This is a genomic window from Pedococcus bigeumensis, from assembly GCF_006438965.1.
Classification (GTDB): domain Bacteria; phylum Actinomycetota; class Actinomycetes; order Actinomycetales; family Dermatophilaceae; genus Pedococcus; species Pedococcus bigeumensis_A.
In genome coordinates, this window is the sequence record NZ_RCZM01000001.1 from 414,708 (window position 1) to 430,066 (window position 15,359).

General features: G+C 70.4%; 15 protein-coding genes. 6 read left to right on the forward strand and 9 right to left on the reverse strand.

What is annotated here, in order from left to right; genetic code table 11:
• Positions 1-29 precede the first annotated feature (29 nt).
• Positions 30-452 carry a DUF6912 family protein gene (locus EAH86_RS01850; RefSeq protein WP_140736913.1) on the forward strand — a complete coding sequence of 141 codons (423 nt, stop codon included), beginning with the start codon at positions 30-32 and terminating at the stop codon, positions 450-452.
• Positions 453-460: 8 nt separating this feature from the next.
• On the opposite strand, the gene EAH86_RS01855 is transcribed toward EAH86_RS01850, so the two are convergent.
• Positions 461-1,282, reverse strand: coding sequence for an alpha/beta fold hydrolase (locus EAH86_RS01855; RefSeq protein ID WP_161988541.1), 822 nt, complete (start codon positions 1,280-1,282; stop codon positions 461-463).
• Positions 1,283-1,362: 80 nt separating this feature from the next.
• Between EAH86_RS01855 and pruA the strand changes: the two genes are divergently transcribed.
• Positions 1,363-2,991: an L-glutamate gamma-semialdehyde dehydrogenase gene (gene pruA, locus EAH86_RS01860; RefSeq protein WP_140736915.1), complete on the forward strand. Its 1,629-nt coding sequence runs from the start codon at positions 1,363-1,365 to the stop codon at positions 2,989-2,991.
• Between the two features lie 89 nt (positions 2,992-3,080).
• Here the strand turns inward: pruA and EAH86_RS01865 are convergent, their stop codons facing one another.
• The 7 genes from EAH86_RS01865 to EAH86_RS20390 all read right to left on the reverse strand — a co-directional run bounded on the left by EAH86_RS01865 (position 3,081) and on the right by EAH86_RS20390 (position 7,170).
• A complete protein-coding gene (locus tag EAH86_RS01865) occupies positions 3,081-3,572 on the reverse strand; it encodes a DUF2505 domain-containing protein (protein WP_140736916.1) in 492 nt (163 codons plus the stop codon).
• Positions 3,573-3,644: 72 nt separating this feature from the next.
• Complete coding sequence (locus EAH86_RS01870; protein WP_140736917.1) at positions 3,645-4,538, reverse strand: biotin-dependent carboxyltransferase family protein; 894 nt, start codon at positions 4,536-4,538, stop codon at positions 3,645-3,647.
• The gene (locus tag EAH86_RS01875; RefSeq protein ID WP_140736918.1) at positions 4,535-5,218 is read right to left on the reverse strand and encodes a 5-oxoprolinase subunit B family protein; all 684 of its coding nucleotides are present in this window, start codon (positions 5,216-5,218) and stop codon (positions 4,535-4,537) included. Before EAH86_RS01875 ends, EAH86_RS01870 begins: the two co-directional genes overlap by 4 nt.
• A gap of 67 nt (positions 5,219-5,285) precedes the next feature.
• Positions 5,286-6,059 carry a LamB/YcsF family protein gene (locus EAH86_RS01880; protein WP_140736919.1) on the reverse strand — a complete coding sequence of 258 codons (774 nt, stop codon included), beginning with the start codon at positions 6,057-6,059 and terminating at the stop codon, positions 5,286-5,288.
• The gene (locus EAH86_RS01885; RefSeq protein WP_140736920.1) at positions 6,056-6,577 is read right to left on the reverse strand and encodes a hypothetical protein; all 522 of its coding nucleotides are present in this window, start codon (positions 6,575-6,577) and stop codon (positions 6,056-6,058) included. The genes EAH86_RS01880 and EAH86_RS01885 overlap by 4 nt, the downstream gene beginning before the upstream one ends.
• The gene (locus EAH86_RS01890) at positions 6,574-6,921 is read right to left on the reverse strand and encodes a hypothetical protein (protein WP_140736921.1); all 348 of its coding nucleotides are present in this window, start codon (positions 6,919-6,921) and stop codon (positions 6,574-6,576) included. The genes EAH86_RS01885 and EAH86_RS01890 overlap by 4 nt, the downstream gene beginning before the upstream one ends.
• Before the next feature lie 90 nt (positions 6,922-7,011).
• The gene (locus EAH86_RS20390; RefSeq protein WP_170212756.1) at positions 7,012-7,170 is read right to left on the reverse strand and encodes a DUF6131 family protein; all 159 of its coding nucleotides are present in this window, start codon (positions 7,168-7,170) and stop codon (positions 7,012-7,014) included.
• Positions 7,171-7,392: 222 nt separating this feature from the next.
• Here EAH86_RS20390 and EAH86_RS01895 point away from each other — a divergent pair, with 222 nt between their 5' ends.
• The gene (locus EAH86_RS01895; protein WP_140736922.1) at positions 7,393-12,279 is read left to right on the forward strand and encodes an NAD-glutamate dehydrogenase; all 4,887 of its coding nucleotides are present in this window, start codon (positions 7,393-7,395) and stop codon (positions 12,277-12,279) included.
• On the opposite strand, the gene EAH86_RS01900 is transcribed toward EAH86_RS01895, so the two are convergent.
• The gene (locus EAH86_RS01900; RefSeq protein ID WP_140736923.1) at positions 12,276-12,680 is read right to left on the reverse strand and encodes a hypothetical protein; all 405 of its coding nucleotides are present in this window, start codon (positions 12,678-12,680) and stop codon (positions 12,276-12,278) included. The genes EAH86_RS01895 and EAH86_RS01900 overlap by 4 nt on opposite strands.
• A 64-nt stretch (positions 12,681-12,744) precedes the next feature.
• Here EAH86_RS01900 and EAH86_RS01905 point away from each other — a divergent pair, with 64 nt between their 5' ends.
• The 3 genes from EAH86_RS01905 (at position 12,745) to EAH86_RS01915 (ending at position 15,311) form a co-directional block, all read left to right on the forward strand.
• Positions 12,745-13,455, forward strand: coding sequence for an MOSC domain-containing protein (locus EAH86_RS01905; RefSeq protein WP_140736924.1), 711 nt, complete (start codon positions 12,745-12,747; stop codon positions 13,453-13,455).
• A gap of 127 nt (positions 13,456-13,582) precedes the next feature.
• Positions 13,583-14,461, forward strand: coding sequence for an SMP-30/gluconolactonase/LRE family protein (locus tag EAH86_RS01910; protein ID WP_140736925.1), 879 nt, complete (start codon positions 13,583-13,585; stop codon positions 14,459-14,461).
• Positions 14,454-15,311 (forward strand): arylamine N-acetyltransferase family protein, encoded by an 858-nt coding sequence (locus tag EAH86_RS01915; RefSeq protein WP_140736926.1) that lies wholly within the window; start codon positions 14,454-14,456, stop codon positions 15,309-15,311. Before EAH86_RS01910 ends, EAH86_RS01915 begins: the two co-directional genes overlap by 8 nt.
• Positions 15,312-15,359 lie beyond the last annotated feature (48 nt).

The following is a 15,359-nucleotide window of genomic DNA, read 5'->3' on the forward strand; positions in this document are numbered from 1 at the left end:
CCCGGCTCGTGTCCTCAGGAGTTCGTCGTATGACCCAGACCAGGATCTACGTGCCACTGACCCCCGACGACGTGCGTCGGCTCGCCACCGAGCGGCAGATCGGCCCCGCGCCGGTCGCCGCCTTCAGCGTCACCGAGCGCGTCGAACGCGCCGACGCGACGGGCCTCGAGGAGGAGTGGGAGTATGCCGCGCTGACCGAGGCCGTTGACGCCGCAGCCGAGCTCCAGGGCACCTCCGTTGCCAAGCGGGTAGTGGCCGCCGCGGACGTCGACCCGGGTTCGGTGTCGGCCGACGGCACACGGGACGGCCTCGGCGCCGTGACCGTGTCGACCGTCCTGCCACTGGCGCGCGTCGTGTCGTTCCACGTGGACGAGACGGCCGGAGACCAGGGCATGGGCGACCTCCTCTGGTACGACGCGACCGAGCTGGACGAGGTCCTGCGACTGCTCTGATCGGGCGGTCAGAGCTGGTCGGCGAGCCAAGGGTCGACGAGGCCGTGGTAAGCGTCAGGGCGGTCGCGCCGGATGCAGTGGCCGGCGCCCTCGACCACGCGGATGTCGACGTGCGAGTTGTCCAGCTGGGCGGCGCGGGCCCTCACCTCCGGCGTGACCGGCCCGCCACGCTCCGCCAGCAGCACGAGCGTCGGCACCGTGATCGCCCCGACGATGTCGTCCCAGGGCTGGAGCAGGTTGGCGATCCCCAGACCGACGAAGGCGAGGTCGACCTGGGCCTTGGACTCCACCCACGGCGAAAGCTCGACCTCGGGCCAGCTCGGGTTGTCCGCCCGGCCCCTGTCGAGCTGGCCCTGCGGGTCCTCGACGAAGGCGCGGCACTCCGCGACCCGCTCGTGGACGATGCCGCGGGGCTGGACGCGGTGCTCGGGATCGCGCCAGGCGGGGTCTTCCAGGACCGCCGCCGACACCAGTTCGGCGCGGCGCGCGGCGAGTGCTCCGGCGATGCCGCCACCCATCGAGTGGCCGACCACGGCCACCGGCCCACCGTGCGCGGCGGCGACGCGCGCGACGATGACCTCGGCGGCGGCATACATCGCCTCCATCGGGTCGGACGAGGCGAGCTGCTCGGCCGTGAACCGGGGGGAGCGGCCGTGGCCCAGCAGGTCGAGACCGACGAGGCGGTAGGTCGATGACCACCGGCGCACCGCGTCCGGCCAGCAGTCGCCGGAGTCGCCCAACCCGTGCAGCAGCACGACCGTCGGCGCGCTCGGGTCGGTCGGCCCGGACCAGCGGTAGGCGAGGTCGGTGGCGTCGAAGGCGGGCGGCATACGTGACACCATAGGTGCGCGCTGGACTGCCCCCACAGCCGCGCCCGAGCCACCGAAGCGACCCCGAGGAGCCTGTCCACATGGATGCCGTCACCCAGGTGCCCGTCCCCGTCAACGAACCCGTCCTCGACTACGCGCCCGGCAGTCCCGAGCGGGCGTCGCTCGAGGTCGCGCTCGCCGAGCTGGGCAGCGCCAGCATCGACCTGCCGCACACCATTGCCGGCAAGCGGGTCATGGGCACTGGCAAGAAGATCGAGGTGCGCCAGCCGCACGCCCGTCGCAAGGTCCTCGGCACCATGCGCAACGCGACCCTGGGCGACGCCCAGTCGGCCGTCGACGCGGCCAAGGCGGCAGCCCCCGGGTGGCGCGCGCTCTCCTTCGACGACCGTGCGGCGATCCTGCTCAAGGCCGCCGAACTGCTGTCCGGGCCGTGGCGGGCCCACCTCAACGCGGCCACGATGCTCGGCCAGAGCAAGACCGCCGTGCAGGCCGAGATCGACGCCGCCTGCGAGCTCATCGACTTCTGGCGGATCAACGTCCACTTCGCGCGCCAGATCCTCGCCGAGCAGCCGCCGCTGAACTCCAAGGGCATCTGGAACCGCACCGATCACCGCCCGCTCGAGGGCTTCGTCTACGCGATCACGCCGTTCAACTTCACCGCCATCGCGGGCAACCTCCCGACCGCCCCCGCGCTCATGGGCAACACCGTCGTGTGGAAGCCGAGCCCGACCCAGCAGTTCGCCGCCAACCTCACGATGGCGCTGCTCGAAGCCGCGGGCCTGCCCCCGGGTGTCATCAACATGGTCACCGGCGACGGCCTCAACGTCTCCAAGGTCGCGCTCGCCGACCCCGACCTGGCCGCCATCCACTTCACCGGGTCCACGCCGACCTTCCAGCACCTGTGGCAGGAGGTCGGCGCCAACCTGCCGAACTACCGCACCTACCCGCGCCTCGTCGGCGAGACCGGTGGCAAGGACTTCATCCTCGCCCACCCGTCGGCTGACCCGGATGTGTTGCGGACAGCCATGATTCGCGGTTCGTTCGAGTACCAGGGCCAGAAGTGCTCGGCCGCCTCACGCGCCTACGTGCCGCGGTCGCTGTGGAAGAAGATCAAGGCCGACTTGGTGTCGATCACGAACGGCCTGAGCCAGGGCGACGTCACCGACCTGTCCAACTTCATGGGCGCCGTCATCGACGAGCGGGCGTATGCCAAGCACAGCGCGGCGATCGACCGGGCCCACGCCACTCCGGGGGTCGACGTGATCGCCGGTGGCACCTACGACGACAGCGAGGGCTGGTTCGTCCGGCCCACCGTCCTGGAGATCGACGACCCGACCGACGAGTCGTTCCGCACCGAGTACTTCGGCCCGATCCTGTCGGTCCACGTCTACCCGGACCGGCAGTACGACAAGGTGCTCGAGCAGATGGAGAGCTTCGCGCCGTTCGGCCTCACCGGGTCGATCATCGCCCAAGACCGGATGGTCATCGCCGACGCCACGAACCGGCTGCGCTTCGCCGCGGGCAACTTCTACGTCAACGACAAGCCGACCGGCGCGGTCGTCGGACAGCAGCCGTTCGGCGGTGGTCGCGCCTCCGGCACCAACGACAAGGCCGGCGCCGCGCAGAACCTCCTGCGGTGGACCAGCGCGCGCTCGATCAAGGAGACCTTCAACCCTCCGACCGAGCACACCTACCCCCACATGGGCTGACCCCGTCCGAGCAGCCGAAAGGGCTTGGAACCGTTGTGGTTCCAAGCCCTTTCGTATGCCGCGTGGCCAGTTCCTGGCCCCACGTCGCCTCAGCGGGCGAGCCACTCCTGCGCGGTCCGTGCCTCGATGTCGATGGCTTCCTCGATGGGCGGAGCGGCGGCCTTCTCGATCTTGCCGCCGACGAGCGGAATCCTCGCCTTGAGCTCGGCGTCGAGCTTCTCGATGGTCCCCGGACCGCCGGGCGCGAGCCCCAGGGTGCCGTTGAGTGCGATCGGTGCGCCCGCGACCGCCATCTCGACCGTTCCCCGGCGGCTGCCGTCGGCCGACGCCGGGCCCCAGTCCTGCGTCTCGGTGACCTTGAGGGTCTCGCCCACCATCGACTTGGCGAAGTCGGGCAGCCCGTCGCTCGGCAGGATCCGGGAGGTCGTGATGACCGTGTGGTCGCCTACCGTCTCGACGTTCGCGGAGTGCTTGATGGCTGCCGTGGCGGCGCACTTGGCCTCCTGGAACTTCACGTCCGACAGGACGGCGAAGACCTCCTCAGGGGTGGCGGCGTACTCGATCGACTTGGCGATCTTCATGCGTCTTCTCCTGTCACGCAGTGGGTGCCCACCGTGCGGCGGACGTCGCGTGTCAGCGTAGCCACGTGACCGTCAGGACCGCGACGACACCTGCCGCAGCCGCACCGCCTGACCGGCGACGAGCTGAGCGGCTGCGTCCACCGACCGGGAGCTGAGGACGGCGACCACCGGGTAGCCACCGGTGACGGGGTGGTCGGCGAGGAAGAGGACCGGCCGCCCGTCAGCGGGGAGCTGCACCGCACCCTGGACGAGCCCCTCGCTCGGCAGCTCCAGACCCTCGAAACCGGCTGCTCGCGTCAGCGCAGCACCGTCGAGTCGCACGCCGACACGGTCACTCCTCGCGTCGACCTGCCATGGCGTGTCCGTCAGCGCCGTGAGGTCCGCGAGCCAGTCGCCGCGAGGTCCCCGGGTGAGCTCCAACGTCACCAGGCCGCTGGCAGGGGGAGCCACCGGCGCGACATCGACGATGGGTTCGCCGAGAGGCTGACCGACGGCCAGCACATCGCCATCCTCCAGCGGCCTGGGACCGATCCCGGAGAGCGTGTCGTACGAACGAGATCCGAGCACCACCGGCACGTCGATCCCGCCGCGCACACTCACGTAGGTGCGCAGCCCGCTGGTTGGCCGACCCACCTGCAGGACCGAGCCGTCGCGCACGAGGAACGGCGCGGCATACCCGACGGCGGTCCCGTCGACGGTCGTCGGCGCGGGGGCGCCGGTCAGGGTCATGGTGACGCTGCCGTGCGCGCGCAGGGTGAGTCCACCGTGGTGGACCTCCAGGGCGGCGCGGTCGGTGGGTTGGCCGAGCAGCCGAGCGCCGAGGGCGAACGAGCCGCGGTCGGCGGCGCCCGACGGGCCGACCCCCAGCGCCGCCAGGCCGGGTCGGCCCAGGTCTTCGACGAGGGTGAGCGGCCCGGCCGCCACCACCTCGAGCCGCGCGTAGGCCGCGTGGTCACCGGCCCTCACTGGTGGTCCTCCAGAGCGACGAACCTGACCCGCAGCCCTGGTTGCAGCAGTGCCGGGGGGTCGCGATCGAGGTCCCAGAGCGCCATGTCGGTGTGCCCGATGAGCTGCCAGCCACCGGGGGAGGCCCGGGGGTAGATGCCGCTGAACGCACCCGCGAGGCCGACCGCACCGGCCGGCACGCTGGTCCGTGGGGTGGCCCTGCGCGGGACGGCCAGGCGCGGGTCGCCGTCGACGAGGTAGGCGAACCCGGGGGCGAACCCCGCGAAGCCCACCTGCCAGAGCCGTCCCGTGTGGGCCCCGACGACCTCGTCGACGGTCAGGCCCGTGAGAGCCGCCACCTCCGCGAGGTCGGGGCCGTCGTAGCGCACCTCGACCTCGACGACGTCCTCAGGAGACTCGTTGTCAGGGGACCTGTCCCCGGACGCGTGGTCAGCACGCTCCGCGTGTCCCGGCATCGCCGCTAGCTCGCGGAGCGCGGCGTGAGCCCGTGACCGGATGCCCGCCAGCGCTGACGGAGCGTCGCAGACCAGGAGCAAGGTGCGAGCACCGGTGACGGCATCGACCAGCCCGGGTGCCCGCTCGTGGACCCACAGCAGGCGGTGAAGTGCGAGTACCTCGGCAAGTGAGTCGACCTCGACGATGACGGCCTGCTCGCCGTACGCCAGCACCCGACTGGTCACGACGGTCGGGACGTAGGAGGCCGGGACGTGGGCGGTGCTGACGTGGGCGGCACTGACGTGGGAGGCACTACTGGCCCGCGAGGGCGACGAAGGGTGCCAACGTCACGCCCGCGGCCTCCAGGCCGGCCCGGACGGCGGTGGCCATCGACACCGCTCCCGGGCTGTCGCCGTGGACGCACAACGAGGCGGCGTCCACGTGGACGGCCGTACCGTCCGCGGCGTCCACCCGCCCGGTCGCGACGAGCCGGACGGCGCGTGCGGCGACCGTCTCGGGGTCGTGCAGGACCGCACCGGCTTCACTTCGAGGAACGAGGGTGCCGACGGCGGTGTAGGCCCGGTCGGCGAAGGCCTCGGCGACGGTCGGGATCCCGGCGGCTTCGGCGAGGGTGAGCAGCACGGAGCCGGGAAGGCCGAGCAACGGCAGTGAGGGGTCGACCCGGCGGACCGCCTCGACGACCGCACGGGCCTGCGCCTCGTGGCTCACGACGGCGTTGTAGAGGGCGCCGTGGGGCTTGACGTAGCGCACGGACGTGCCGGCAGCCGCGCACACACCCTGCAGTGCACCGATCTGGTAGACCACGTCGGCCAGCAGGTCGGCGGGATCGAGGTCGATGAAGCGGCGACCGAACCCGGCGAGGTCGCGGTAGCCCACCTGTGCGCCGACGACCACGCCACGCTCGGCGGCCTGCTCGCACACACGCAGCAGCCCGCGTGGGTCGCCGGCGTGGAAGCCGCACGCGACGTTGGCGCTGGTGACGACGTCGAGCATGGCCTCGTCGTCGCCGAGGGTCCACCGGCCGAACGACTCGCCCAGGTCGGCGTTGAGGTCGACGGTCCTCATCGGCGCAGCGCTCCGGCATGGGTGGCCAGGACGTCGTGCGACTCGCGAAGGGCTGCGGTGAGTCGGGCCCGGCGCCGGCCCACCAGCGCGGTGACGGTGTCGAGCTCGGCCTGCAGGCGCTCGCGCAGAGCCGTCTGCTGAGTACGTGCCTGCTCGTCCGCGACCCCCCTCACGCCCCAGCCGGCCGTGAGCTCACCGTCGACGACCCGGAGTCCGGCTGCCTCGGCGCGGTCGGTCAGCAGCCGGCTGTGGGCAACCGCCTCGGCCAGGTCGCTGGCGTGGGCCTGGAGGGCCGTGCCGATCCGGTCGACCTCGCGGGCCGCCGTGGCTGCCGCGGTGTCGAGGAGGTCGACGCGGCGCCGGGCCTGCACGAGGACCGGGCCCGGCCGGGCACGGTCGCCGTTGTCGAACGCGTCGTGGGCGGCGCGGCCGGTGCTGCGCAGCCGGGTGGCGAGCTGTCGGAGCGAGCCCCCGAGCTGGGAGCATGAGGCGGAGTCGCCGCTGACGGGACCGGTCACCGGAACCCCTCGCGGGGCGTCGTGCTCGTCCACGCATCGCCGGTCGCAGCGACCTCTCCCCGGGTGTCCTGCTCCTCGTGCGCAGCGGCTGCCGGTGGGCCGACGGCGTTGAGCGCGGCCACACGTAGCCGGTCGGCCAGGTCGGACCCGGTTGCCTCGATCTCGCGCAGCAGGTCGGCGAGCTGGTCCACCCAGCCGTCGAGGGCCGCCTGGGTCTCGCGGTCGCCCAGCTCGGGGAACGGGGCGAGGACCTCCTCGGCCCCCTCCCTGGCGCACTCGCGCAGCGGGCCTAGGGCCGCGCCGAGCGAGCGGAGACGGTCGGGATCGACCGAAGCGGGCGGCATACCCATCACTGTAGTGAGGGCATGACAACGGCCCCCGGAGATACCCACATGGGGGCACCCCGAGGGCCGTTCATCACGAACTAGGTCCGATCAGTACCAGTGCTTCCGGCCGCCAATGGCGCGGCCGGTGCCACCCAGAACGGCCAGGACGAGCCCGACCACAATGAGGATGGCGCCAATGGTCACGAGGACCTTGAGGCTGGCGACCAAGAGGCCAAGAATCAGCAAGACAATGCCGAGGATGATCACAGTGGAGCTCCTTCTGTTCGTGTATGCAAACACCCCACCTCACCACAGATTCGGAAAAAACACACGTTGACCTGCGCAAACGTGGTTCCAAAGGGGCGGAAGGGACGGGGTATGCCGCCCGCCGCCAGCGAGCGATAGTGTCGGTTGTGGCGCACATCGTGGTGCGGCCGGTGCATGACGACCCCAGAGCATGACGACCCACGTGAGGATGAAGTCGACAGCATGTCTGCGTCGCTGGAGCAGTCCCGTCAGCAACTCCTGCACACCGCCGCCGAGCGCGCGGACCACGCAGGGGGTGAGGCGGTCGAACAGTTCCTCCGGACCTACTACCGACACGTGGCCACCGAGGACCTCCTCGCGCGGGCGCCCGAGGACCTGCTGGGCGCGGCTATGGCGCACCGCGAGCTGGCCCAGGACCGGCCCGTCGGGACGGCCAAGGTCGAGGTCTTCAACCCCGAGGTCGAGGAACAGGGCTGGGCCAGCGGGCACACCGTCGTGCAGATCGTCACCGACGACATGCCCTTCCTCGTCGACTCGGTGAGCGCCGAGCTCCAGCGGATGGAGCGCTCCGTGCACCTCGTCGTCCACCCGACGATGCGAGTGCGGCGCAACGCCGCTGGTGAGCTCGAGGAGCTCGTGCTCGGCGACACCGGCAGCTCGGGCGACGGCGACAGCGGCGGTTTCGGCCTGGTCCGCGAGTCCTGGATGCACCTGGAGATCGACCGCGACAGCGACCTGTCCAAGCGCGACGAGGTCGCCGAAGGCCTGCGCGGAGTGCTCGGCAACGTGCGCGAGGCCGTCGAGGACTGGCCCAAGATGAAGGCGACCTGCTCGCAGGTGGCGCAGGATCTCATCGACGCACCGCCCGCCGGTATCGAGGCCGAGGAGGTCGAGCAGGCTCGCGGTCTGCTGGAGTGGCTGGCCGACAACCACTTCACCTTCCTCGGCTACCGCGAGTACGCCCTCCACCGCGGCGTCGACGCCGATCGGCTCGAAGGTGTCCAGGGCACCGGGCTGGGGCTGCTCCGCTACGACCCCACCGGCGACGGAGTGCTGCTCAGCGAGCAGGCCCGAGCCGTCGCCAGGGCGCGTGAGCTGCTCATCATCACCAAGGCGAACTCGCGTGCGACGGTGCACCGCAACACCTATCTCGACTACGTCAGCGTCAAGCAGTTCGACGATGCCGGGGAGGTGACGGGAGAGAAGCGGTTCCTCGGTCTGTTCACCTCCAGCGCCTACACCGAGTCGGTCACCCGCGTGCCGGTCCTTCGCGACAAGGTCGCCGCGATCTTCCAGCGCACCGGCTTCCTGCCCGACTCCCACTCGGGCAAGGACCTGCTCGAGGTGCTCGAAACCTACCCGCGCGACGAGCTGTTCCAGGCCGAGGAGGAGTCGCTCTACGACAACGCGACCGCCGTGCTGCACCTGCAGGAACGGCGCAAGACCAAGCTCTTCCTGCGCCGCGACCGGTTCGGCCGGTTCGTGTCATGCCTGGTCTACATCCCCCGAGACCGCTACAACACCGCGGTGCGGCTCAAGATGGAATCCATTCTGCGACAGGCCTTTCCGGGAGCCACGGTCGACTTCACGACACGAGTGTCCGAGTCCGTCCTGGCCCGCCTGCACTTCGTCGTCCGCGTCCCTGCGGGGGAGTCGATCCCCTCCATCGACGAGGCGGTCCTCGAACGCCAGCTGGTCGACGCCACCCGCACGTGGGAAGAGGACCTGGGTGAGGCCGCTCGCTCCGAGCTCGGTGAGGAGGCCGCAGCACGTCTGTCGGGCCTCTACGGCCGAGCCTTCCCAGAGGCCTACAAGGAAGACTTCAGCTCGCGCATCGGGGTGGCCGACATCCGCCACATGGATGCGCTCGTGAGCGACGACTCGACCGGGCTGAACATGTACCAGGAGCCCGGAGCCCCAGCCAACGAGCGCCGCTTCAAGCTCTACCGGCGCAGCCCCCTCTCGCTGACCGAGGTGCTGCCGATGTTCACCCACATGGGTGTCGAGGTGGTCGACGAGCGGCCCTACGAGGTCTCCCGCGGTGACGGCGTCAACCTGTGGGTCTACGACTTCGGGCTCCGGGTGCGCAACGACAAGGTGTGGACCGGTGATGGTGGCCGCGACCGGCTGCGCGAGCTGTTCCAGGACTCGGTCGGTGCCGTGTGGCGCGGCCAGGCCGAGTCCGACGGGTTCAACGCCCTTGTCCTCGGGGCCGGGCTGACCTGGCGGCAGGTGGTCATCCTGCGCACCGTCGCCAAGTACCTCCGCCAGACCGGTTCGACCTTCTCCCAGGACTACGTCGAGACGGCCTTGAGGTCCAACGTCAAGCTGGCGGGCAAGCTCGTGGCCCTCTTCGAGACCCGTTTCGACCCCAGCCGGTATGCCGGCGCCGCCAGTCCCGAGCGTGAGGCGGCCGAGAGCGCCCTGTGCGAGCGGATCACCAAGGACCTCGACGAGGTCAAGAGCCTCGACCACGACCGGATCATCCGGGCCTTCCTCGGCGTGATCACTGCGACCCTCCGGACGAACTTCTACCAGCCGGACGAGTCGGGGGCGGACAAGTCCTACGTCTCGCTCAAGCTCAACCCCAAGAAGGTCCCCGACCTGCCGGCCCCGCGACCGCAGTTCGAGATCTTCGTCTACTCGCCCAGGGTCGAGGGCGTGCACCTGCGGTTCGGTCCGGTGGCCCGCGGCGGGTTGCGCTGGTCGGACCGGCGGGAGGACTTCCGCACCGAGGTGCTCGGGCTGGTCAAGGCGCAGATGGTCAAGAACGCCGTCATCGTGCCGACCGGCTCCAAGGGCGGCTTCTACGCCAAGCAGCTGCCCGACCCCACGGTCGACCGTGACGCGTGGCTCGCCGAAGGCATCGGGTCCTACAAGGTCTTCATCTCCGGGCTGCTCGACCTCACCGACAACCGGGACGGGTCGCAGATCGTGCCCCCTGCCTCGGTGGTGCGCCACGACTCCGACGACTCCTACCTCGTGGTCGCCGCGGACAAGGGCACCGCGACCTTCTCGGACATCGCCAACGGGGTGGCCCAGTCCTACGGCTTCTGGCTCGACGACGGCTTCGCTTCAGGCGGTTCGGCAGGCTACGACCACAAGGCCATGGGCATCACCGCGCGCGGTGCCTGGGAGTCCGTCAAGCGGCACTTCCGCGAGATGGGCCACGACACCCAGACCCAGGACTTCACCACGGTCGGCATCGGCGACATGTCCGGTGACGTGTTCGGCAACGGCATGTTGCTCTCCGAGCACATCAGGCTGGTGGCCGCCTTCGACCACCGCCACATCTTCGTGGACCCGAATCCCGTTGCGGCGACGAGCTTCCCGGAGCGTCAGCGCCTGTTCGACCTGCCTCGCTCGTCGTGGGCCGACTACGACACCTCGCTCATCTCCAGCGGTGGTGGGATCTTCGACCGGTCGCTCAAGGCGATTGCCATCACGCCGGAGATGACCGAGGCGCTGGGCCTGCCCAAGTCCGCCACGTCGATGACGCCGGCCGCCCTGATGAAGGCGATCCTCCAGGCGCCGGTCGACCTGCTCTGGAACGGCGGCATCGGCACCTACGTCAAGGCCGTCACCGAGAGCAACGCCGACATCGGCGACCGCGCCAACGACGCGATCCGTGTCGACGGCGGGCAGCTGCGCTGCAAGGTGGTCGGGGAGGGCGGCAACCTGGGCCTGAGCCAGCTCGGCCGGATCGAGGCGGCCCTGCACGGCGTCCGGGTCAACACCGACGCCATCGACAACTCCGCGGGCGTCGACACCTCCGACCACGAGGTCAACATCAAGATCCTGCTCACGGCCCTGGTCAAGGCGGGGGACATGACGCTCAAGCAGCGCAACACGCTGCTCGCGTCGATGACCGGCGACGTGGCCCATCAGGTGCTGCGCGACAACTACGAGCAGAACGTCCTGCTCGGCAACGCCCGCGCCCAAGAGCACCCGATGCTCCCGGTGCACCAGCGGCTGATCCACTGGCTGGAGGAGCGCGGAGACCTCGACCGGGCCCTGGAGTTCCTGCCGACCGACACCGAGATCGACCGCCGGTTCGCCGACGGCCTCGGCCTGAAGTCGCCCGAGTTCTCCGTGCTCGTCGCCTACGCCAAGCTGGCCCTCAAGGAGGACCTGCTGCCGTCCGAGCTGCCGGACGACCCGTGGTTCCAGGCGACCCTGACCGACTACTTCCCCGAGGCGCTGCGCGTGCAGTTCGCCGGGGAGCTCGCCGAGCACCCGCTTCGGCGCGAGATCATCACGAACTCGGTCGTCAACTCGATGGTCAACCGCGGCGGGATCACGTTCGCCTTCCGGGCCATGGAGGAAACCGGTGCGACGCCCGAACAGATCGCCCGGGCGTTCGTGGTCTGCCGCGAGATCTTCGACCTGCCGAGCTTCGTCCGCGAGATCGAGGCCCTCGACAACGTCGTGTCCACCGAGGTGCAGAGCCAGCTCTACCTCGAGTTCCGTCGCCTGATCGACCGGTCGATGCGGTGGTTCCTCACCTCTCGGCCCTCCCGGCTCGACGTTGCCAACGAGGTGGCCAGGTTCGGAGCGGTGGTCGGTCAGTTCGCCCCACAGATCCCGGACCTGCTCAAGGGCGCGGAGCTGAAGCGGTTGCAGCGCAACGCCTCCGGCCTCGAGAAGGTCGGCGTTCCCGACGACCTTGCGCTGCGCTCGGCGAGCCTGCTCGACCAGTTCTCGCTGCTCGACATCGTCGACATCGCCACCGACACGGGTGAGGCGCCGGCCGACGTGGCACCGCTCTACTTCGTCCTGTCGGAGCGGTTCGGCATCGACGCGATGCTCACCCGGGTCACCAACCTGCCGCGCGACGACCGGTGGGACGCGCTGGCGCGTGGTGCCCTGCGCGATGACCTGTATGCCGTGCTGGAGAGCTTGGTGCGTTCCGTGATCGACGCGTCGACCTCGGGCGCGACACCGGTGGCGCGCTACGAGGAGTGGGCCAAGGCCAACTCCGAGAGCCTGACCCGCGCCAAGACGGCCCTGTCCGGCATCGAGCGCCTCGACAAGCCCAACATCGCCGCGCTCTCGGTTGCCCTGCGCACCCTGCGCTCGGTGATCCGCTCGGGAGCTGCCAGCTCCTAGGTCAGGGCGTCGGCGACGAGTCCCACGACGACGAGGACCAGGCAGAGGGCGAGGAAGCCGAGTAGCACCAGCACGCAGCCCATCCCGGGACGCGGTTGCTTGGTGAACCCGATGTTCCCCCGGGCGAACTGGTGCAGCGGCGAGGCGTACCAGACCTCGACGACCTGACCGGGTGCCACGGTGGTGTCGATGGCGGCCTGCCCGTAGGTGCGCATCCACTGCGCTTCCATGTCCAGGTGGTTCGGGCCTGCGTAGACCGGCAGGTCCTGGGTCCCGTAGCGAGTCGGGACGGGGTATCCGTTGATCCGCAAGGTGGGGGTGAGCAGGTTGCTGGTCATCACACTGCCCTGGATGGTGAGCCGGATGGTGCCCAGGGGCGCAGCGGCGGACTGTTCGGTCATGGATGGCGAGACTAGGGCGAAACGGTCGCCGATGGAGGGTCATCGGGCCAGTTAGGGTGGCCGGATGGAGGCAGAGATGGCGAGCGGTCGCGTCGTGCTTGTGACCCGGTACCCGGTGAAGTCGATGGGCGGCGAGTCCCTGTCGACGGCGCAGGTAGGGCCTGACGGTCTGCTCGCCGACCGGGAGTACGCGGTCTACGGCGCCGACGGCAAGCTCGCCAGCGGCAAGCACTCGCGGCGGTTCCGGCGGATGGACCCGGTCTTCGACCTGGTCGCCGCCAAGCGCGGTGCCGCCACGGTGGTGATGCTGGGCGATGGAACGGAAGTCGTTGTCGGACAGCAGGACTCGGACGCCGTCCTGTCAGCGCACTTCGGCGAGCCCGTCTCCCTGCGCCGCGAGACCGACGTCATGCACCAGGACGCGGCACAGCTCTCGATCGTCGGTAGCGCGACGCTCGCCGAGCTCGGTCGCCACGAGGGCGACGGCCGACCGCTCGACCCGCGCCACCTGCGCGCCAACATCGTCGTCCAGACCGAGCAGCCGTATGCCGAGGAGGACTGGGTCGGGCACGACGTCACCATCGGCGGGGTTGGGCTTCGGGTCAGCGAGCCGATCGAGCGGTGCCGGATGGTGGGCGTGGCCCAGGTGGGTCTACCGGCCCGCCCCGGAATGCTCCGAGCGATCAGTGACCACCACGACCTCAACGCGGGGATCTACGCGTCGGTCGTCCGACCCGGGGCCATCTCGGTCGGCGACGGACTCACCGTCCACTGACCGTTCACGATGAGTCCCGGACCCCTTCGCGATGAGTCCCGGGCCGTCGGGCAGTCAACATCTCAGCAGTCCACCACAGGGGCGCCGACAGGCGCCCGACGGCACAACGCACCGAGAGGATCCCGAGATGGACACCCTGACGAGCGGTCTCGGTCTGCTGGAGTCACCACGGTGGTCGGGCAACGGCCTCTGGTTTGCCGACTGGACGGCCGGACAGATCCTGACGATCGGCGACTCCGGTGAGCCGCAGCTCGTGGTCGAGCACCGGTCGCTGCCGCTGTGCTTCGACTTCCTCCCTGACGGCTCCCCGGTGCTCGTCTCGGGGCCGAGCAACGCCCTGCTGCGGCTGGGCGCGGATGGCGGGCTGACGAGGTACGCCGATCTGTCGAAGCTTTCGCCCCACGGCTGCAACGACATCGTTGTCGACGGTCGCGGCAACACCTACGTCAACAACGGCAACGCCGACTTCGGCACGACGACTCCTCCGGGTGAGGTCGCTCCGGGGTTCGTGGCCCTCGTGACTCCTGATGGAGCGGCGCGGGTCGTCGCCGACGACCTCGCCTTCCCGAACGGCATGGCCGTGACTGCCGACAACCAGACCTTGGTGGTGGCTGACTCCTACCGCCACCAGCTCGTCGGCTTCGACATCGCACAGGACGGGACGCTGTCCGGCGGGCGGGTGTGGGCCGACCTCGGTGACGACGCCCCCGACGGCATCTGTCTCGATGCCGATGGAGCCGCGTGGTACGCGTCCGTCCCCGGTCAGCACTGCGTCCGCGTGGCCGAAGGAGGCGAGGTCCTCGCCAGGGTCGCCGTCGACCGTGGCGCGTTCGCCTGCATGCTCGGCGGCCCGGACCGCAGCACCCTGTTCGTCGTCGGAGCAACGTGGCCCGGCGCGCAGCACCTGATGACCCACACCGACTGGGACGGCACGGTGTGGTCCGCGCCTGCCCCGGCCGCCGGCGCCGGCTGGCCAGGCCCGATCCGCGAAGGCGCCCATGGCTGACGTCGCCGCCCACGCGGCATACCTGGGGTGGTTGGGACTGGACCACGCACCCGAGCCGACGCTCGAGACGCTGCGGTTGCTGCATGCCCGCCACCTCCCGCGAATCCCCTACGAGAACCTCGGGATCATGCTCGGCCGTCCGCCCTCGGTGGACCCGGACGACTGCGTGGACCGCGTCGGTGAGGTGGGGCGGCTGGGCTACTGCTTCCACCAGAACGCCGCGGCGGAGGTGTTGCTGCGCGGGCTGGGGTACGACGTGGAGCGTAGGCACGGCCAGGTCTGGACCGGCGACTCCGGGCCGGCTGCGGACGGCGACCTCAACCACCTCGTCCTCGTCGTGCGAATCCCGGGCGAAGGCGGCCGCTGGTGGTTCGACGTGGGGCTCGGCGACGGCTTCGCAGCACCGCTGGAGCTCATCGACGGTGACGTGACCGACCCGGCGGGCTTCGCCTACAGCCTCGACGAGGTCGTCGCCGATGGCTGGACGTTCCACCACGATCCGTCCGGCACGTTCACGGGCGTGCTGGTGACCAGCCGTCCGAGTGACGGTGCCGCGGTCGCCGCAGCCCACCGCCACCTGTCGACTTCTCCGGACTCGGGGTTCGTGCGGCGGTTCGTCGCGCAACGACGGGACGCGACCGCCATCGACACCGTGCGTGGCTGCCTGCTCACACGCACGGACCCCAGCACGCAGACCGAGCGAGAGCTGCTCACCTTCGACGACTGGCGGGCAGCGCTGGTCGACGTGGTGGGGCTGCCGCTCGACGACGTCGCACAGGAGGACCTGCGCGGGCTGTTCGACCGGATGCTCACCGACCACCGTGCGTGGGTGGCGGCCGGACGACCCTGACCACGGGCTCGTGGTGATGCCACGTCCGAGGTATGCCGGGCAGCGCGG